This window comes from Streptomyces sp. NBC_00090 (genome assembly GCF_045160815.1).
In the GTDB taxonomy this organism is placed as follows: Bacteria; Actinomycetota; Actinomycetes; order Streptomycetales; family Streptomycetaceae; genus Streptomyces.
Window position 1 is genome coordinate 1,678,753 of record NZ_CP108224.1, and the last position, 18,889, is coordinate 1,697,641.

General features: G+C 71.8%; 16 protein-coding genes and 1 riboswitch. Of the genes, 5 read left to right on the forward strand and 11 right to left on the reverse strand.

Translation table 11 applies throughout. The features are described from left to right. The first annotated feature begins 99 nt into the window (after positions 1–99). Positions 100–2,019 carry an AAA family ATPase gene (locus OG361_RS07260; RefSeq protein ID WP_405852517.1) on the forward strand — a complete coding sequence of 640 codons (1,920 nt, stop codon included), beginning with the start codon at positions 100–102 and terminating at the stop codon, positions 2,017–2,019. Positions 2,020–2,079: 60 nt separating this feature from the next. On the opposite strand, the gene OG361_RS07265 is transcribed toward OG361_RS07260, so the two are convergent. The 10 genes from OG361_RS07265 to ribD form a co-directional block, all read right to left on the reverse strand. Then, positions 2,080–3,138, reverse strand: coding sequence for a hemolysin family protein (locus OG361_RS07265; RefSeq protein ID WP_405852519.1), 1,059 nt, complete (start codon positions 3,136–3,138; stop codon positions 2,080–2,082). Beyond that, positions 3,135–4,565, reverse strand: coding sequence for a hemolysin family protein (locus OG361_RS07270; RefSeq protein WP_405852520.1), 1,431 nt, complete (start codon positions 4,563–4,565; stop codon positions 3,135–3,137). The genes OG361_RS07265 and OG361_RS07270 overlap by 4 nt, the downstream gene beginning before the upstream one ends. A gap of 350 nt (positions 4,566–4,915) precedes the next feature. After that, entirely contained in the window at positions 4,916–5,368 is a 453-nt protein-coding gene (locus OG361_RS07275; protein ID WP_405852521.1) for a PH domain-containing protein, read from the reverse strand. 41 nt (positions 5,369–5,409) lie between these two features. Further along, a complete protein-coding gene (hisG, locus tag OG361_RS07280; protein WP_189804354.1) occupies positions 5,410–6,258 on the reverse strand; it encodes an ATP phosphoribosyltransferase in 849 nt (282 codons plus the stop codon). A gap of 59 nt (positions 6,259–6,317) precedes the next feature. Further along, entirely contained in the window at positions 6,318–6,599 is a 282-nt protein-coding gene (locus OG361_RS07285; protein ID WP_361968077.1) for a phosphoribosyl-ATP diphosphatase, read from the reverse strand. Between the two features lie 35 nt (positions 6,600–6,634). After that, a complete protein-coding gene (ribH, locus tag OG361_RS07290; RefSeq protein ID WP_024760819.1) occupies positions 6,635–7,120 on the reverse strand; it encodes a 6,7-dimethyl-8-ribityllumazine synthase in 486 nt (161 codons plus the stop codon). A gap of 44 nt (positions 7,121–7,164) precedes the next feature. Beyond that, positions 7,165–8,445: a bifunctional 3,4-dihydroxy-2-butanone-4-phosphate synthase/GTP cyclohydrolase II gene (locus OG361_RS07295; RefSeq protein WP_384570635.1), complete on the reverse strand. Its 1,281-nt coding sequence runs from the start codon at positions 8,443–8,445 to the stop codon at positions 7,165–7,167. Then, entirely contained in the window at positions 8,442–9,035 is a 594-nt protein-coding gene (locus OG361_RS07300) for a nicotinamide riboside transporter PnuC (protein ID WP_405862129.1), read from the reverse strand. Before OG361_RS07300 ends, OG361_RS07295 begins: the two co-directional genes overlap by 4 nt. A 44-nt stretch (positions 9,036–9,079) precedes the next feature. Further along, complete coding sequence (locus tag OG361_RS07305) at positions 9,080–9,688, reverse strand: riboflavin synthase (RefSeq protein ID WP_384570632.1); 609 nt, start codon at positions 9,686–9,688, stop codon at positions 9,080–9,082. Between the two features lie 2 nt (positions 9,689–9,690). Further along, positions 9,691–10,782, reverse strand: coding sequence for a bifunctional diaminohydroxyphosphoribosylaminopyrimidine deaminase/5-amino-6-(5-phosphoribosylamino)uracil reductase RibD (gene ribD, locus OG361_RS07310; protein WP_405852524.1), 1,092 nt, complete (start codon positions 10,780–10,782; stop codon positions 9,691–9,693). A gap of 176 nt (positions 10,783–10,958) precedes the next feature. Continuing rightward, a riboswitch (FMN riboswitch) is annotated at positions 10,959–11,088 on the reverse strand. A 243-nt stretch (positions 11,089–11,331) separates the two neighbouring features. Here ribD and OG361_RS07315 point away from each other — a divergent pair. From OG361_RS07315 to OG361_RS07325, 3 genes are all read left to right on the forward strand, one after another. After that, the gene (locus OG361_RS07315; RefSeq protein ID WP_405852526.1) at positions 11,332–13,689 is read left to right on the forward strand and encodes a chitinase C-terminal domain-containing protein; all 2,358 of its coding nucleotides are present in this window, start codon (positions 11,332–11,334) and stop codon (positions 13,687–13,689) included. Between the two features lie 156 nt (positions 13,690–13,845). Continuing rightward, entirely contained in the window at positions 13,846–14,607 is a 762-nt protein-coding gene (locus OG361_RS07320) for an SDR family oxidoreductase (RefSeq protein ID WP_405852527.1), read from the forward strand. A 189-nt stretch (positions 14,608–14,796) separates the two neighbouring features. Further along, positions 14,797–16,200, forward strand: a complete 1,404-nt coding sequence (locus OG361_RS07325) for a cellulase family glycosylhydrolase (protein ID WP_405852529.1) — start codon at positions 14,797–14,799, stop codon at positions 16,198–16,200. 67 nt (positions 16,201–16,267) lie between these two features. On the opposite strand, the gene OG361_RS07330 is transcribed toward OG361_RS07325, so the two are convergent. Further along, on the reverse strand, positions 16,268–17,410 hold the full coding sequence (locus tag OG361_RS07330; RefSeq protein WP_405852531.1) for an ROK family transcriptional regulator: 1,143 nt from the start codon (positions 17,408–17,410) through the stop codon (positions 16,268–16,270). Positions 17,411–17,536: 126 nt separating this feature from the next. On the opposite strand from OG361_RS07330, the gene OG361_RS07335 reads away from it, so the two are divergent. Further along, on the forward strand, positions 17,537–18,760 hold the full coding sequence (locus OG361_RS07335) for an MFS transporter (RefSeq protein ID WP_405852532.1): 1,224 nt from the start codon (positions 17,537–17,539) through the stop codon (positions 18,758–18,760). Positions 18,761–18,889 lie beyond the last annotated feature (129 nt).

Consider the following 18,889-nt stretch of genomic DNA (forward strand, 5'->3'; position numbering starts at 1 on the left):
GATCATGCGCTTCTCCTTAAGCGCGCACCCCCTGCGCAGGTACGATGCCCCCAGGTGCGGTCAAATCCCGTCCATGCGAAGACGGTTGTGGGGGACCCGATGGACATCGGCACGCAGGGCGCGCAGGCCCCGGCCGAGCTCGCCTGGCTGCGCGGAGTCGACGCCTACACCATGGGCGCCTATCCGCAGGCGGAGGACGAGTTCCGGACGGCGGTACGGATCGATCCCGGGATGGCGGACGCCTGGCTCGGGCTGCACGCGCTCCGGGTCGACACCACGACCGCGCTGTTGCGCATGTACCGCAATCGAGAACGCTTCGGCGAGCAGCGCGCCCGGCACCGCCGCACGCTGAACTCCTGGTACTGGCTGGGCTGGTGGGTCCAGCCCGTCCTGGAGAGCCCCCGCGACCTGCTGCTCGCGCACGCCTCCCACTGGCTCGACGGGCGGCACGTGCCGGAGCTGGACCGGGCCCTCGCGGGGCTCCCCCCGGTCGACACCGACCCGCAGGTGCGCTTCCTGCACGCCTGCCGCGCCTATCTCGTCAAGGACTGGGACCAGCTCGTCCGGCACACCGAGACCCTCGTCGACGACCCGCTGCTCGGCATCGAGGCGGGGCTCTTCGGCGGCATGGCCCGGGTGCGCCTCGAAATGTACGGCCAGGCCGAGCCGCTGCTCTCGGCCTCCCTGATGCGCTGCCGCAGCGAACAGCCACAGCGCAAGGAGCTCCGCTACTGGCTCGCCCGGGCCCACGAGGGCACCGGGCGCAGCGCCGCCGCCCTGCCCCTCTACCGGGCGGTGCACCGGATCGACCCGGCGTTCATGGACACCGCCGCCCGGCTCGCGGCCATCGCCGAGTACGACGGCTTCGAGGGGTACGACGGCGTGGACGACCCGTCCGGGCTCGCGACGGTCGCCCTCGGCACCGTCGGCGGCGGCCTCGGCCAGGAGACGGTGGACACCGTGCAGGGCCCCGACCCCGACGCCGGGGCGCTGGGCGACGGGCTGCGGCTCGCGCCCGAACCCGTACCGCCGATCGCTCCCGTCACCCCGCCCGAGACCGTACGCCAGAAGGCACCGCTGCCCTCGCAGCCGGGACCGCCGCGCTTCCCCGCCGGGCCCACCGACCCCGTCCGCCTCGCGGAGGCGCTCGCCGAGCTGGAGGGCATGGTCGGGCTCGATCCGGTGAAACGCCAGGTCAAGGCGCTCTCCGCGCAGCTGGAGATGGCTCGGCTCCGCGCCGACCAGGGGCTCCCGGTCCAGCCGCCGAAACGCCACTTCGTCTTCTCGGGCCCCTCCGGTACCGGGAAGACCACGGTCGCCCGGATCCTGGGGCGGGTCTTCTACGCCCTCGGGCTGCTCGGCGGCGACCATCTCGTGGAGGCGCAGCGGGCCGACCTCGTCGGCGAGTTCCTCGGCCAGACCGCGGTCAAGGCCAACGAGCTCATCGACTCGGCGCTCGGCGGGGTCCTCTTCGTGGACGAGGCGTACGCGCTCTCCAACACCGGCTACAGCAAGGGCGACGCCTACGGGGACGAGGCCCTTCAGGTCCTCCTCAAGCGGGCGGAGGACAACCGCGACCACCTCGTGGTCATCCTGGCCGGCTACCCCGAGGGCATGGACCGGCTGCTCACCACCAACCCCGGCCTGTCCTCCCGGTTCACCACCCGGGTCGACTTCCCCTCCTACCGGCCGCTCGAACTCACGGCGATCGGCGAGGTCCTGGCGGCCGCCAACGGGGACGGCTGGGACGACGAGGCCCGCGAGGAGCTCCGCTCGATCAGCGGGCACGTCGTCGAGCAGGGCTGGATCGACGAGCTGGGCAACGGCCGCTTCCTGCGCACCCTGTACGAGAAGTCCTGCGCCTACCGGGACCTGCGGCTCTCCGGCTACCCGGGCACGCCGACCCGGGACGACCTCGCGACCCTCCGCCTCGCCGACCTGATGCAGGCCTACGGCGAGGTCCTGTCGGGCCGCGGTCCGATCGACCGCGGCCCGCAGCAGGAGCCCCCCGGCTACTAAGGCGTGTGTCGAAAGTCCCGCCTGCCCTTCGGGCAGACGGTGCTACTTTCGACACACGTCCTAGGCGGGAGCCGGGGCGGGGGCGGCGGCGGGTTTGAGTCGGTGGGCCGGGTCACGGACCTCGCCCACCAGCATCTCCAGGACGTCCTCCAGGGCCACCAGGCCGAGGATCCGCCCGGAACCGTCCGCGACCTGCGCCAAATGGGTGGCGGCGCGGCGCATCACGGTGAGGGCGTCGTCGAGCGGCAGCTCGGCGCGGACCGTCGCCATCGGCCGCCACAGCTGGTGCGGCACGGCCCGCTCCCGCTCCTCCAGGTCGAGGACGTCCTTCACGTGCACGAAGCCCATGAAGGTGCCACGCGCCTCGGCGCGGACCGGGAAACGCGAGTAGCCGGTCCGTACGGTCAGCTCCTCGATCTCCCGGGGGGTGACGGACGGCGGGACCGTCACCAGGGAGGCCGAGGTGATGAGCACGTCCGTCACCGGGCGGCTGCCCAGTTCGAGCGCGTCCTCGAGGCGCTCCTGCTCGGCCGGGTCGAGCAGCCCTGCCTGGCCCGCGTCCTCGACGAGGCGGCCGAGCTGCGTACGGGTGAAGACCGCCTCCACCTCGTCCTTGGGCTCGACCTTGAACGCCCGCAGGACGATCCGGGCACAGGCGCCCAGCGCGGCCGTCACCGGCCTGCAGAGCCGGGCGAAGCCGACGAGGGCCGGGGCGAGCCGGAGCGCGGTCCGCTCGGGCGCGGCCATCGCCAGGTTCTTCGGCACCATCTCGCCGATGACGAGGTGGAGGAAGACGACCGCGGCGAGCGCGATGACGTACCCGAGGGGGTGGATCAGGCCCTCCGGGACGCCGACGGCATGGAAGACCGGTTCGAGGAGCCGGGCTACGGTCGGTTCGGCGACGGCGCCGAGCGTCAGCGAGCAGACGGTGATGCCGAACTGCGCGGCCGCCATCATCTGCGGCAGGTTCTCCAGGCCGTACAGGACCTTCTGGGCCCGGGCGCCGCCGAGCGGTTCGATCTGGCTGCGGCGGACGGAGACGAGCGCGAACTCGGCCCCGACGAAGAAGCCGTTGGCCAGGACCAGGAGGACGGCGAAGAGGAGTTGGAGGGTGCTCATCGGACCGCCTCCGCGATCGGTGTGACGGAGCCGACCGGCGTGACGGACGCGTCCACCAGGACCGGTCCGGTTCCGGAGCCGACGTCCGCCTTCGCGTCCGGGACCGTGTCCGGGGCGGGATCCGCCCGGACGATCCGGACGCGCTCGGCCCGGTACCGGTCGACCTGGCGCACCGAGAACCGCCAGCCGGGGAGCTCGGCCCGGTCGCCCGGGGCGGGGATGCGCCCGAGGAGGTCCGCGACGAGACCGGCCACGGTCTCGTACGGCCCGTCGGGCACGTCGAGGCCTATCCGGCGCAGGGTGTGGACCCGGCAGGAGCCGTCGGCCTCCCAGGCGGGCCGGCCGTCCTCGGCGGGGGCGGCGGCCAGCTCGGGGCGCCCGTCGGCGACGGTGTCGTGCTCGTCGCGGACCTCGCCGACGAGCTCCTCCACGATGTCCTCCAGGGTGACGACGCCGGCCGTACCGCCGTACTCGTCGACGACCACCGCGATCGGCTGCTCCCTGCGCAGCCGCTCCAGGAGGGCCTGGGCGGGGAGCGTCTCGGGGACGAGGAGCGGCGGGACGGCGATCCGGCCGACGGGGGTGCGCAGCCGGGCGTGCGGGGCGACGGCGAGCGCGTCCTTGAGATGGACCATGCCGACGATCTCGTCGATGCGGTCGCGGTAGACCGGGAACCGCGAGAGACCGGTGGCCCGGGTGAGGTTGAGGACGTCGGCCGCCGTGGCGTCCCACTGGAGGGCGCTCACCTTCACGCGCGGGGTCATGACCTGTTCGGCGGTGAGACCGCCGAGGGAGAGGGTCCGTACGAAGAGGTCGGCGGTGTCCTGTTCCAGGGCGCCGGCCAGGGCGGAGTGCCGGGCGAGCGAGACGAGCTCGCCGGGGGTGCGGACGGAGTCCAGCTCGTCGGTGGGCTCGACGCCCATGAGCCGGACCAGCCGGTTGGCGACCTGGTTGAGCAGGGCGATGACCGGCCGGAAGAGGGCGGAGAAGCGGCGCTGCGGGGTGGCCACGAAGCGGGCCACCTGGAGCGGCCGGGAGACCGCCCAGTTCTTCGGTACGAGCTCGCCGACCACCATCTGGACGGCGGAGGCGAGCAGCATCCCGATCACCACCGCGACCCCGGAGACGGCCCCTTCGGGCAGTCCGGTCGCGGTGAGCGGCCCGTTCAGCAGCCCGGCGAGCGCGGGCTGCGCGAGCATGCCGACGACGAGCGAGGTGAGCGTGATGCCGAGCTGGGTGCCGGAGAGCTGGAAGGAGAGCTCGCGCAGGGCGGTGACGACGGTGCGGGCGCGCCGGTCGCCGGCGGCCGCGGCCCGCTCGGCCTCGGCCCGCTCGACGGTCACGAGACCGAACTCGGCGGCCACGAAGAAGCCGTTGGCGAGGATCAGGAGGAAGGCCGCGACGAGCAGCAGAAGGGAGACGATCATGCCGCCGCCTCCGGGGAGGGGGCGGCGCGGGTACTACCGGATGATCCGTCCATTGCTGGAGGGAGTCACTCCTCGGGTCGAAGGGCGGCCCCGCGGGCCGCCGCAGCGGCCCTGCACACGCGAGGCGGTGGTGCCGCTCGGCACCACCGCCTCCAGAGTAGTCACGCGAACGCCTCGCGTGGCAGGGGGTCGGCCCCGGATGGGGGACGGATCCGGGTTCTCCCGCCCGGGATCCGTTCGCCGGGCGCCGGGGACCGGGGACCGGGGGCCGGGGGCCGGGGACCCGGACCCTCCCGGGTCTCAGACCGGCCAGGGTCTCAGACCAGCCCGGTCCCAGACCCTCCCGGGTCTCAGACCTGCTCGGCGCCCGTCCCGTGGCTGTCGGCCAGGGCCCGCAGGGCACGGGCGTCCCGGATGGCCGCTTCCCTGGCGATGCCGGGCTGGATGCCCAGCGCGGGAAGGCTGGTGCCGTCGCTCAGGTCGAGGAAGACCCAGGCGTCGCCGGGGCGGAGGTTGACCTTGAGGATCTCCGCCCAGGCCAGCCGCCGGGTCCGGGTGATGTTGACGACCGTGACGCCCTCTTCGTCGGCCACGACCTTGGGGCGGCTCAGCAGGATGAGGACCCCGAAGAGCACCGCGGCGGTGAAGACGAAGCTGGCGCGCTCCCCCGGCCCCAGCCGCTCCAGCATCAGCGCGACGACCGTGATGACGGCGAACATCACGGTTCCCACGCTCAGCAGGACGGCCCGGGTACGCCCGGGACGGAAGGTGACCGGAAGGGCGGGCAGCGGCGGCTGGGACATCAGGGGTTCCTCGGGGCCTTGTGGTCGTACAGGCCGTACCGTCAGAGGCGGCAGGCGTGGATGGCGGTGGTGAGGATGGCGCGTGCGCCGATCTCGTACAGGTCGTCCATGATGCGCTGCGCCTCCTTGGCGGGGACCATCGCACGGACGGCGACCCAGCCCTCGTTGTGCAGCGGGGAGACGGTCGGCGACTCCAGGCCCGGGGTGAGGGCGACGGCCTGCTCCAGGTGCTCGGCGCGGCAGTCGTAGTCCATCATCACGTACGAGCGGGCGACCAGGACGCCCTGGAGGCGGCGCAGGAACTGCTGCACCTGCGGGTGGTCGTCCGTGGCCCCGTGGCGGCGGACGACGACGGCCTCGGAGGTCAGGATCGGCTCGCCGATGACCTCCAGGCCGGCGTTGCGCAGGCTGGTTCCGGTCTCCACGACGTCCGCGATGACCTGGGCGACGCCGAGCTGGATCGCGGTCTCGACCGCGCCGTCCAGGTGGACGACGGAGGCGTCGATCCCCTGGTCGGCGAGGTGCTTGGCGACGATGCCCTCGTAGGAGGTCGCGATGGTCATGCCACCGAAGTCCTCCGGGCCGTTCGCGGTGCCCGGGCGGGTCGCGTAGCGGAAGGTGGAGCGGCCGAAGTTCAGCGCGAGGATCTCCTCGGCGCTGGCGCCGGAGTCCAGGAGCAGGTCACGGCCGGTGATGCCGATGTCCAGCTTCCCGGAGGCGACGTAGATCGCGATGTCCTTCGGCCGCAGGTAGAAGAACTCGACCTCGTTGTCCGGGTCGATGACCACCAGTTCCTTGGACTCCTTGCGCTGGCGGTAGCCGGCCTCATGGAGCATTGCCGACGCAGGTCCGGAGAGGGAACCCTTGTTGGGAACGGCGATGCGCAGCATGGGGTGTGCTTCCTTTGCCTGGGAGTGGTGGGGAGGTGGTGGGTGTCTGAGAGCCGTGCTCAGAGGTGGGCGTAGACGTCGTCGAGCGAGATCCCGCGGGCGACCATCATCACCTGGACGTGGTACAGCAGCTGCGAGATCTCCTCGGCGGCCGCTTCCTTGCCCTCGTACTCGGCGGCCATCCAGACCTCGGCGGCCTCCTCGACGACCTTCTTGCCGATGGCATGGACGCCCTTGTCCACCAGTTCCGCGGTGCGGGAGGTGGCCGGGTCGCCGTTCTCGGCCTTGAGCTTGAGCTCGGCGAAGAGCTCTTCGAAGCTTTTACGGGTTCCGTTCGCCATGATGGTCCTAAGGGTACGGGGTGCGGATGCGCCACTCAGCGCCAGGGTTCGCTGACCGTGCGCAGCGTGGTGGCGGTGGCGACGGCGGCGGTGACCGCTTCGTGGCCCTTGTCCTCGGAGGAGCCTTCGAGGCCGGCCCGGTCGAGGGCCTGCTCTTCGTTGTCGACGGTGAGGACGCCGAATCCGACGGGTACGCCGGTGTCGATCGAGACCTGGGTGAGGCCGTGGGTCACGCCCTGGCACACGTACTCGAAGTGCGGGGTTCCGCCACGGATGACCACACCGAGCGCGACGATGGCATCGTAGCCGCGTCCGGCGAGGACCTTCGCCACGACCGGGAGCTCGAAGCTGCCGGGGACGCGCAGCAGGGTGGGCTCGTCGATGCCGAGCTCGCTCAGGGCGCGCAGGGCGCCGTCGACGAGACCGTCCATGATCTTCTCGTGCCACTGGGCCGCGATGACCGCGACCCGCAGGTCGCCGCAGTTCTTCACGCTGAGGACGGGTGCGCCCTTGCCGCTCATGATGCTCCTTGCCGGATGTCTGTCGTACGTACGTGATGACGTGATTACTGGTTGCCGCAGGTGGAGGCCGGGGAGCCGTCCAGCCAGGGCAGGTCGTGTCCCATCCGGTCCCGCTTGGTGCGCAGGTAGCGGAGGTTGTGCTCGCCGGCCTGGACCGGCATGGGCTCGCGGCCCTCGACCCTGAGGCCGTACCGGGTGAGGGCGTCGATCTTGTCGGGGTTGTTGGTCATCAGGCGCAGGCTGCGGACGCCGAGGTCGGCGAGGATCTGCGCGCCGGCCGCGTAGTCGCGGGCGTCGGCGGGCAGCCCGAGCTCCAGGTTGGCGTCGAGGGTGTCGCGGCCGCGCTCCTGGAGCTCGTACGCGCGCAGCTTGGAGAGCAGGCCGATGCCGCGGCCCTCGTGGCCGCGCAGGTAGACGACGACTCCGCGGCCCGCCTCCTGGATGCGGTCCATGGAGGCCTGGAGCTGGGGGCCGCAGTCGCAGCGCAGCGAGTGGAAGATGTCGCCGGTCAGGCACTCGGAGTGGACCCGGACCAGGAGGTCCTCGCCGTCGCCGATCTCGCCGTGGACGAGGGCGACGTGCTCGACGCCGTCGACGGTGGAGCGGTAGCCGTACGCGGTGAAGTCGCCGTGCGCGGTGGGGAGCTGGACCTCGGCCTCGCGGCGGACGGTCGGCTCGGCGGAGCGCCGGTAGGCGATCAGGTCCTCGATGGAGATGATCGTGAGGCCGTGCTTGCGGGCGAAGGGCACCAGTTCGGGCAGGCGCAGCATGACGCCGTCCTCGCCGGCGATCTCGACGATCGCGCCGGCCGGCCGCAGGCCCGCGAGGCGGGCGAGGTCGACGGCGGCCTCGGTGTGGCCGTTGCGGACGAGGACGCCGCCGGCCTTGGCGCGCAGCGGGAAGATGTGGCCGGGGCGGACGAAGTCGGACGGCTCGTGGTTGCCGCTCGCCAGCATCCGCAGGGTGGTGGCGCGGTCGGCGGCGGAGATGCCGGTGGTGACGCCGTGCGCGGGGGACGCGTCGACGGAGACCGTGAAGGCGGTCCGCATCGACTCGGTGTTGTGCTCGACCATCTGCGGGAGCTGGAGGCGCTCCAGCTCGTCGTCCTCCATGGGGGCGCAGATCAGGCCGCGGCACTCGCTCATCATGAAGGCGACGATCTCGGGGGTGGCCTTCTCGGCGGCGATGACGAGGTCGCCCTCGTTCTCGCGGTCCTCGTCGTCGACGACGACGACGGGGCGCCCGGCGGCGATGTCGCGGATGGCCTGCTCGACGGGGTCGAGGGCGAGGTCGGTGGCGTCCCAGAGGGGAAGGGCGGCGCTCATGCGTGGGCTCCTTCCAGAGCGGCGGAGGTCATACGCGTCCGGAGCCACCAGTCGCGCATGCCCCAGATGACGAGGGCGAAGTAGATGACGTAGACCAGGCCGGAGAAGGCGAGGCCGCTGTTGAAGGCGAGCGGGACGCCGACGAGGTCGACGAGGAGCCAGGCGAACCAGAACTCGACCAGGCCGCGGGCCTGGGCGACCATCGCGACGAGCGTCCCGACGAAGATGTACGCGTCGGCCCACGGGCTCCAGGAGAGCGACGGGTAGAGGGTGAAGAGCCCGCCGACGGCGAGGGTGCCGACGACCGCGCCCGCGAGGAGGAGGCCGCGCTCCTTCCAGGTGGCGAAGCGGACGGCGATGGAGCCGTCCTGGGCCTGCTGCCTGCCGCGGTTCCACTGCCACCAGCCCCAGGCGGCGACGCCGATGACCAGGAGCTGCTTGCCGACGCCGCCGGAGAGATGGGCGGAGGCGTAGGCGCCGACGAGGATCACGCCGGAGAGCAGCTGGGCGGGCCAGGTGAGTATGGAGCGCCGCCAGCCGAGCGCGAGCGCGATCAGACCGATCGTGTTGCCGATCATGTCGGACCACATGATGTGCTGGTCGAGGACGGTGAACGCCTCGGAGTTGAGCCAGTTCACTTGGTGTTCTCCCCGGCGTTCGGGCCGAGCAGCCGCTCGACGTACTTGGCGATGACGTCGACCTCGAGGTTGACCGGGTCGCCGCTCGCCTTGATGCCGAGCGTGGTCAGGGCGAGGGTGGTGGGGATGAGGCTGATGGTGAACCAGTCGTCGGCGACCTCGACGACGGTGAGGCTGACGCCGTCGACCGTGATCGAGCCCTTCTCGACGACGTAGCGCGAGAGGTGGGCGGGGAGGCCGACCTTGACGAGCTCCCAGTGCTCGGACGGGGTCCGGTCGAGGATGGTGCCCGTGCCGTCGACGTGTCCCTGGACGATGTGGCCGCCGAGGCGGTCGCCCACGGCCATGGGCCGCTCCAGGTTGACCCGGGAGCCGGCTTCGAGGGCGCCGAGGCTGGACCGCTTGAGGGTCTCGGCCATGACGTCGGCGGTGAACTCCCCGTCGCCGAACTCGACGACCGTGAGACAGACACCGTTGACGGCGATGGAGTCGCCGTGCTGGGCGCCTTCCGTGACCAGGGGGCCGCGCAGCCGGAAGCGGGAGGCGTCCTCCAGCTGCTCGACGGCGACGACCTCGCCCAGTTCTTCGACGATTCCGGTGAACACGGTCAGCGCTCCTTGGGGGTGGCGGTGGTCTTGGTTGCGGCGGTGATACGGAGGTCGGGGCCGATGCGCACGGTCTCGGTGACGTCGAGCCGCAACGCGTCGGTGATGGTGCCGATTCCCGCGTCGGCGAGGGCCTGCGGGCCGGCGCCGAGGAGGACCGGGGCGAGGTAGCCGACGACCTGGTCGACGGCGCCCGCGGCGACGAAGGCGCCCGCGAGGGTGGGGCCGCCTTCGAGGAGGACGGAGCGGACACCGCGCTCGTGCAGGGCGTCCAGGAGGGCGGGTACGGACAGGCCGCGCTCGGCCCTGGGGAGGCGTACGACGTCGGGCAGGTCCGTCTCGGCGTCCTCGGCGACGGCGATCAGGGTGGGGGCGGTCCCGTCGAGGACCCGGGCGCCGGGCTTCACCGCGGTCGCCTCGGTGTCGACGACGACCCGGATCGGCTGCACGGCGCCCTCGATGCCGCGTACGGCCAGGTGGGGGTCGTCGGCGCGGGCGGTGCCGGAGCCCACGACGACGGCGTCGGACTCGGCGCGCAGGCGGTGGACGTCGGCGCGGGACTCGGCGGAGCTGATCCAGCGGGAGGTGCCGTCGGCGGCGGCGATCCGGCCGTCGAGGGTGGCGGCGTACTTCCAGCGGACGAAGGGCCGGCCGCGGCGCACGGAGGTGAGCCAGGCGATGTTGACCGCCTCGGCCTCGTCCTCCAGGAGGCCTTGCCCGACCTCGACGCCGGCGGCGCGCAGGGTGTCGGCACCGCCCGTGGCCTGCGGGTTCGGGTCGCCGACCGCGTACACGACCCGGTTGACCCCGGCCTCGATCAGGGCCTGGGCGCAGGGGCCGGTGCGACCGGTGTGGTTGCAGGGTTCGAGGGTGACGTACGCGGTGCCGCCGCGGGCCAGGACGCCGGCCTCGCGCAGGGCGTGGACCTCGGCGTGCGGGCCGCCGGCGCGCTGGTGCCAGCCCTCGCCGACCGGGTGTCCGGAGGCGTCGGTGATGACGCAGCCGACGACGGGGTTGGGGCTGGTGGCGCCGAGTCCGTGTGCGGCGAGCTCCACGGCGCGGCGCATGGCGGTGATGTCGGCCTGCTGGGCCACCGGGTCCTCCTGCCTCTTCGGGCACGGACTCCGGGGCCTGTCGATGACGACAGAGAGCGGAAACGACACCTCGCGCAGGGTGCGCCGAGGCCGCGGTACTCGCGGGTACGCCGATCGGGTTCCGACACGGCGACCAGCGGACGTACGGCCGGCACACCCCTGACAGGGGTCGCCCGCCGCGCACTGCCTCCCATCCGGACTTTCACCGTCGGTCCAGGAATCTCACCTGGTCAACCGGCCGCTGGCTGCGGACGGGTCGCGGACTATACCGCCGGTTCGGAATTACACCGACCCCGGAGTGCGCTGCTGCTGATACAGGGCCAGTGTGCCACGGCCCGTGACCGGCCGACCCCGCGGGGCCCTGTGGGCTGGCTCACACGGCCCCCTGCGCACCTTCTTTGGTCCAGACCTATTGACGCACTGGTCTAGTCCTCTTAATCTCCGAGTCACCTCCGAGGTAACGGCCCGACGGTGTGCGCACTCCCCGGGCCCAACACGACCCACCCCCTTGTTCGTTGTGTTTTTCCACCTCCCCAGGAGGAACCGATCGTGTTGTCACCCACGACCAAGAGAGCCTCGCTGCTCGCTTCCGGTGCGGCCGTCACCGGCCTGCTGCTCAGCTCGCTCTCCGGCGGCGTCTCGTACGCGGCCGACAACGAGTCCTGTCGCCCCGACGGGCTGTACAAGACCCCGGGCGTCGACGTCCCGTACTGCTCGGTCTACGACGCCGAGGGCCGCGAGAAGATGGGCGCGGACCACCAGCGCCGGGTCATCGGCTACTTCACCGGCTGGCGCGACGGCAAGAACGGCCAGCCCGCCTACCTGGCCAAGGACATCCCGTGGGAGAAGATCACCCACATCAACTACGCCTTCGGCCACATCGGTGGGGACAACAAGCTCTCCGTCGGCACGGACGGTCCGAACAACGCGGCCACCGGAATGACCTGGCCCGGTGTCGCGGGCGCCGAGATGGACCCCGCGTACGCCTACAAGGGCCACTTCAACCTGCTCAACAAGTTCAAGAAGCAGCACCCGAACGTGAAGACGCTGATCTCGGTCGGCGGCTGGGCGGAGACCGGCGGCTACTTCGCGGACAACGGTGACCGGGTCAACTCCGGCGGCTTCTACTCGATGGCCACCAACGCCGACGGTTCGGTCAACCAGGCCGGGATCGACACCTTCGCCGCCTCGTCCGTCGACTTCATCCGCAAGTACGGCTTCAACGGCGTCGACATCGACTACGAGTACCCGACGACCATGAAGGACGCCGGAAACCCGCTCGACTGGCAGCTCGCCAACGCGCGCCGCGCCGGACTCGTGCAGGGCTACGCGGCCCTCATGAAGACCCTGCGCGAGAAGCTCGACGCGGCGGGCGCCGCCGACGGCAAGCACTACCTGCTGACCGTCGCCGCCCCCTCCTCCGGCTACCTGCTGCGGGGCATGGAGACCTTCCAGATGCAGAAGTATCTGGACTACGTCAACATCATGTCCTACGACCTGCACGGCGCCTGGAACGAGTACGTCGGCCCCAACGCCTCGCTCTTCGACGACGGCAAGGACGGCGAGCTCGCCGCCGCCAACGTCTACGGCTCGGCGCAGTACGGCAACATCGGCTACCTCAACACCGACTGGGCGTACCACTACTTCCGCGGCTCGATGCCGGCCGGCCGCATCAACATCGGCCTGCCCTACTACACCCGCGGCCACAAGAACGTCCAGGGCGGCACCGACGGTCTGTGGGGCAAGGCCTCCGCGACCACCTGCCCGGCCGGAGCCGGTCTGACCAAGTGCGGTGACGGTGCCGTCGGCATCGACAACCTGTGGCACGACAAGGACACCAACGGTGTCGAGTCGCCCGCCGGCTCCAACCCGATGTGGCACGCCAAGAACCTCGAGAAGGGGATCGTCGGCGACTACGTCACCCAGTACGGCTTCCCGGCGAACACCACGCTGACCGGCACCTACGCCCGCAAGTACGACTCGACCCTGGTCGCGCCGTGGCTGTGGAACGCCGAGAAGAAGGTCTTCCTCTCCACCGAGGACGAGCAGTCCGTCGCCGCCAAGGCCGACTACGTGGTCAACCGCGGCATCGGCGGCACCATGGTCTGGGAGATGGCCGGCGACTACGCCTGGAACGCCACCAAGGGCCAGTACGAGATGGGCTCCACGCTCACCTCGCTGATGTACGACAAGTTCAAGGCGGCCACCCCGTACGGCGCGAAGAAGTCCAACACGGCGCTGCCGACCCAGGCCGTGAAGATCGACACCCAGTTCACCGAGTTCAAGCTGGGCGACTCGAACTACCCGATCACCCCGAAGATCAAGATCACCAACAACACGGCGACGGCGCTGCCGGGCGGCACGGAGTTCCAGTTCGACTACGGCACCTCGGCGCCGAGCAACGCCTCGGACCAGTCCGGCTTCGGCACGAAGGTCATCAGCAGCGACCACACGGGCAGCAACGTGGGCGGCCTGAAGGGCGACTTCCACCGCGTCTCCCTGAAGCTCCCGGCCTGGCAGTCGCTGGCCCCGGGCGCCTCGGTCGACCTGTCGTTCAACTACTACCTGCCGGTGTCCACCCCCTCCAACTGGACGGTGAACATCAACGGCACGACGTACGCCCTCGCCGGTGACCTGGCGCGCGGGACGACGGTCGTGGAGCCGGGCTCCACCACGCCGCCGACCACGCCGCCCACCACCCCGCCGACGACTCCCCCGACCACGCCTCCGACGACGCCGCCCACCACGGGCTGCACGCTCCCGGCGTACGTGGCCGGCACGGTCTACAACGCGGGCAACGAGGTCTCCCACAACGGCCGCAAGTACAAGGCCCAGTGGTGGACCCAGAACGAGACGCCCGGCACGACCGGCGACTGGGGCGTCTGGAAGGACCTCGGCGCCTGCTGACGCCCTGTTCCTCCGGCACCCAGCCCTCCGAAACCCCCGGCGGCGGACTCTCACGGCCCTTGGCCGCCGCCGGGCTCCCAGAGCGCCGCGCCCCCCTGTCCGGGGCGCGGCGCCTCCGCATGTGCGGAGGACGCCGAGGGCGGTCAGGCTGGAGGCATGAGCACGATCCTGGTGACCGGTGGCACGGGCACCCTCGGCAGGCCCGTCTGCGAGCTGCTGCGGGCGGAGAACCACGAGGTACGGGTCCTCAGCCGGCACTCACCGCCGTACGCGGTCGACCTGCGTCAGGGCGGGCCCCTACTGGACCGGGCCGTGGACGGGGCGGACGCGGTCGTCCACTGCAGCAACATCCTGCGCGGCGACAGGGAGGCCGCCCGCAACCTGATCGAGGCCGCACGGCGAGCCGGGGTGCCGCACCTGCTGTACATCTCGATCGTCGGCGTCGACCGGGTGCCGCTCGGCTACTACCGGACCAAGTACGCGGTGGAGCGCATGATCCAGGGGTCGGGCATCGGCTGGACACTGCTGCGCGCCACCCAGTTCCACGACCTGATCCTCCAGCTGCTCCAGGGCCTCGCCAAGCCGCCCGTCATGCTGCTGCCCAAGGACGTCCGGGACCAGCCGCTGGAGGTGACGGAGGCGGCCGCCCGCCTGGCCGAGCTGGCCGCGGGGCCTCCGGTGGGCCGGGTGGAGGACATGGGAGGCCCGGAGATCCTCACCTTCGCCGAGCTGGCCCGCGCCTACCTGCGGGCGAGCGGACGCCGACGCCGCCTCGTGGAGCTGCCGCTGCCGGGCGGGGCCTACCGGGGACTGCGGCGCGGCGGGCACCTGGCGCCGGACCGCGCGGTGGGCCGGGTGACCTTCGACGCGTTCCTGGCACGCCGGTTCGGCGGACCGGAGGAGACAGCGGGCGCATAGCGGCTCACCGTTCGGGTGATGGCGGCCGCCCCTCGGCGATCTTCAACGGGGTGTCGCGACCGAATCCGGACGGGGCTTTGTAGCGTTCGGCGTCAATGCCGCGCTCTCGGGCCTGTCGCGTTCGGCTTCTCGCTCCCGTCGACGGCGCCGTGGAAATGCCGGCGCACGCTCGTCGAAAGGCTCTGCGCGATGACCATCATGTCCTCGACGGCGCGCTGTCTCGGATTGGTCATGCTGGTGCTGGGACTGACCACGCCGGCCGCGGCGTCACCGGCACCTCCCGAACTCGGACACGAGGGCCGCTGGCTCACCGACGACCAGGGCCGAGTGGTCACCGTGCACGGCGTGAACATGGTCTACAAGAAACCGCCGTACTTCCCCGCGGCGGGAGGCTTCGGGGAGAAGGACGCCCGGTTCCTGGCGGAGAACGGTTTCAACGCGGTGCGGCTGGGTTTCGCGTGGAATGCGGTCGAGCCGCGTCCCGGCGTCTACGACGACGAGTACATCGAGAAAATCAGGCAGACCCAGCAATTGCTGGCCCGGCACCACATCTACAGCCTCGTCGATTCCCATCAGGACGCGTTCAACGAATCGGTGGGCGCGAGTTGGAGCGGGTTCCCCGACTGGGCGACGTACGCCGACGGGTTCCCGGTGCAGCCGAATCCGGGCTTTCCGCTGGTCTACTTCACGAGCCCCGCGCAGAACCAGACGTGGGCGAACTTCTGGCGCGACCGCGCCGCGCCCGACGGTGTCGGGCTGCAGGAACACTATGCGGCCATGTGGGCACACGTCGCACAACGCTTCACGGACCAGCCGTACGTGCTGGGCTACGACCTGATCAATGAGCCGTGGCCCGGCTGGGAGTACCCGACCTGCTTCCCGAAGGGCTGTCCCCGGTTCGAGACCGGTGTGCTCGCACCGTTCGAGGCGAAGGTCATGAACGCCATCCGCGGAGTCGACCGGAACCACCTGCTGTTCTACGAGCCGTCCCTGACCAACGACTTCGGTACGCCGAACTGGATGCCGAATCCGACCGGCGATCCGAAGGCGGGGATGAGCTTTCACGACTACTGCCTCGGCCAGGTCGACACCTGTGTGACCAACGGACTGGAGCGCTCCGCCGCCGAAGGCGTCGTCGGGGTGGTGACCGAGTTCGGCGCGACCAAGGACGCGACGAAGCTGTCCGCTCTCGCCGACCGGTTCGACGCCAACATGGCTTCCTGGATGTTCTGGTCCCAGGCGCAGGATCAGACGCCCGACCACCCCCAGGAGCCGCCGACCGGTCCCCATCTGATGGACCCGTCGATCGTCCGGCCCTATCCGCGTGCCGTCGCGGGTACCCCGCAGCAGTGGCAGTACGACAGCACGACCGGGACGTTCACGCTCCGGTACAGCACCTGCCGCGCCGATTCCGGTCAGCCGTTCGCCCCGGGAGCCCGCACCGAGGTGTTCCTGCCGCAGAGCAACTACCCCGGTGGCTACCGGGTCGAAAGCCAGGGCGCCGACGTGGTGTCGTCACCCGATGCCCGGCTGCTTCAGCTCACCACCAGCCCCGGGCAGGACACCGTGCAGGTGACCGTGGAGCGACGGTGACCGGCGCCTGAGGCACCCGGACGGGGTGGTGACCGGGGCGGTCCGTCCCTGACCCGCCGGTCCGTCCCTAGAGTCCGGTGGCCGGCGGGCCGAAGAGCGCGTCCTGGGCCGCGTCGCGGGCGAGGAGGAGCGCGCCGCGCAGGACCGCCGCGTCGCCGAGCGCCGTCGGGCGGACCTCGGTGCGGAGCGGGGAGAGCGCCGAGAGCGCGGACTGCACGCGGGCGGCGAGCTCGGCGCCGCCCCGGTGGCCGGTCTCGCCGGCGAGGACCACACAGCCGGGGTCCAGGACGGAGACGACTGCGGCCGCGCCGACGGCGAGACGGCCGGCGAGGGCGTCGAGGAACGGGCCGTGGCCCGAGGCGAGCGCGGTGTCCGGATCGAGGCCGTGGGCGGCGGCGAGGGCGCCGACGGCGGCCGTGCAGGCCAGCTCGTGGAAGCCGCCGTCGCAGTCCGTCGCCGAGGGGAGTCCGGAGGTGCCGGGTACGGGCAGGAAGCCGATCTCGCCGGCACCGCCCGAGGCCCCGCGGCGCAGCCGTCCGTCGAGGACGACCGCGGCGCCGACGCCCTGTCCGAGCCAGAGCAGGACGAAGTCCTCACGGTCGCGGGCCGCGCCCTCGCGCAGTTCGGCGACGGCGGCGAGGTTCGTCTCGTTCTCCACGAGGACATGCGCGGGCAGCCGCTCCTGGAGGACGCCGACGAGCCGCCGGTGCCAGGCGGGCAGCCCGGTGGAGTCGCGCAGCTCGCCGGTCTCCGGGTCGATCAGTCCGGGCGCGCCGACGGCGACGGTGTGCAGCCGGTCGGCGCCGGCCTCCTTGACGGTGCGCTCCAGGAGCGTGACCGCCTTCTCCACGGCCGGGCCGGTGCCTCCGTCGTCGCCGACGGGCGCGGAGGCCTCGGCGAGCGTGGTGCCGAGGAGGTCGGCGACGGTGACGGAGACCGAGCGGGTGCGCACGTCGAGCGCGGCGAGGTGAGCGCGGTCGGCCACGATGCCGTACAGCCTGGCGTTGGGGCCGCGGCGTTCCGCGCCGGACTCCCCGACGACATGGACGAGGCCGGAGTCCCGGAGCCGCTCGACGAGGTCGGCGACGGTCGGCCGGGAGAGTCCGGTGAGCGTCTTGAGCTGAGTCGCCGTCAACGGGCCCTCGTCCTGGAGCAGTCGCAGGGCGAGCCGGTCGTTGATGGCCCGTGCGGTGCTCGGGGATGCGGCCATGCGGCGATCCTCTCAGACTCGATCCTGCCCGGACTCCCCCTGCGGACTATTTATCAGGGAGGGTCCCTGATAGTTTACGCGCCACACCCCGAACCACCACGACCCAGCACGGCTCAGGGAGGGCACATGGCGGCGGAGACCGTCTTCAGTACCGAGCGGTTGCGGCGGGCGCGCTTCGCCGTCGCCGCCGTCTTCTGCGTCCACGGGGCGGTGACCGGCAGCTTCGCGACCCGGATCCCCTGGATCCAGGAGCACGCCGGCGTCAGCGCGGGTCAGCTCGGTCTCGCGCTCGCCTTCCCGGCGCTCGGCGCCTCCCTCGCGATGCCGCTCGCCGGGGCCGTCAGTCACCGCTTCGGCGCCCGCACGGCCCTGCGCGGCCTGCTCGCCCTGTGGACGCTCTCGCTGGCGCTGCCCTCGCTGGCCCCGAACATCTGGGGCCTGTGCGCCGCGCTCTTCGTGTACGGCGCGACCGCGGGCATGTCCGACGTGGCGATGAACGCCCTCGGCGTCGAGGTCGAGAACCGGCTCGGCAAATCCATCATGTCGAGCCTGCACGGCATGTGGAGCGTGGGCGCCCTGCTCGGCTCCGCCGCCGGCACCGTCGCCGCCCACCTCGGCGGCGACGCCCGGATCCACCACCTGATCGCGGCCCTGGTCCTCACCGCGCTCGGCCTGCTCTTCTGCCAGGGCGTCCTGGACGTGCACAGCACCCAGGACGAGGAGGCGCCGCCGCGCTTCTCGCTGCCGCCGAAGTCCGCGCTGGTCATCGGCGCCATCGGCTTCTGCGGAGTGTTCGCGGAGGGCGCCAGCCTCGACTGGTCGGCCGTCTACCTCCGCGACGAGCTGGGCAGTTCGGCCGGGCTCGCGGCCGCCTCGACGACCGCCTTCGCGCTGACGATGGCCGTGGCACGGCTGGTCGGCGACCGGGTCGTGGACCGGTTCGGCGCGGTCCGCACGGTACGCGTCGGGGGCGCCGTCGCCACCCTCGGCGGGCTCATGGTCGTCCTCGCCCCGCACGCCGCCGTCGCGATGGCCGGTTTCGGCCTCATCGGGCTCGGGGTCGCCGTCGTCGTCCCGCTCGCCTTCGCCGCCGCTGCCCGCAGCGGCCCGAACCCCAGCCAGGCCATCGCGGGCGTCGCCACCATCACGTACACCTCGGGCCTCATCGCCCCCTCGGCGATCGGCGGCATCGCCGACGCGACCTCCCTGGTCTTCTCCTTCGGTCTGGTCACCCTGCTCGCCCTCGGTCTCGTGCTCGGCGCGGGCGTCCTCAGGCCCGGTGCGCGCGGGGCGACGGCGAAGGCCCCGGCGGACGGCGCCCCGGCGAAGAGCTCCGGCCCGATCGCATAGGAGCCGATCGCGTAGGAGCCGATCGCGTAGGAGCCGATCGCGTAGGAGCCGGTCGCATAGAACCGGTCGCGTAGGAGCAGGTCAGGCACCCGGCGAGCGTTTCCGGGCAGGCCGTGGCGCATACCATGT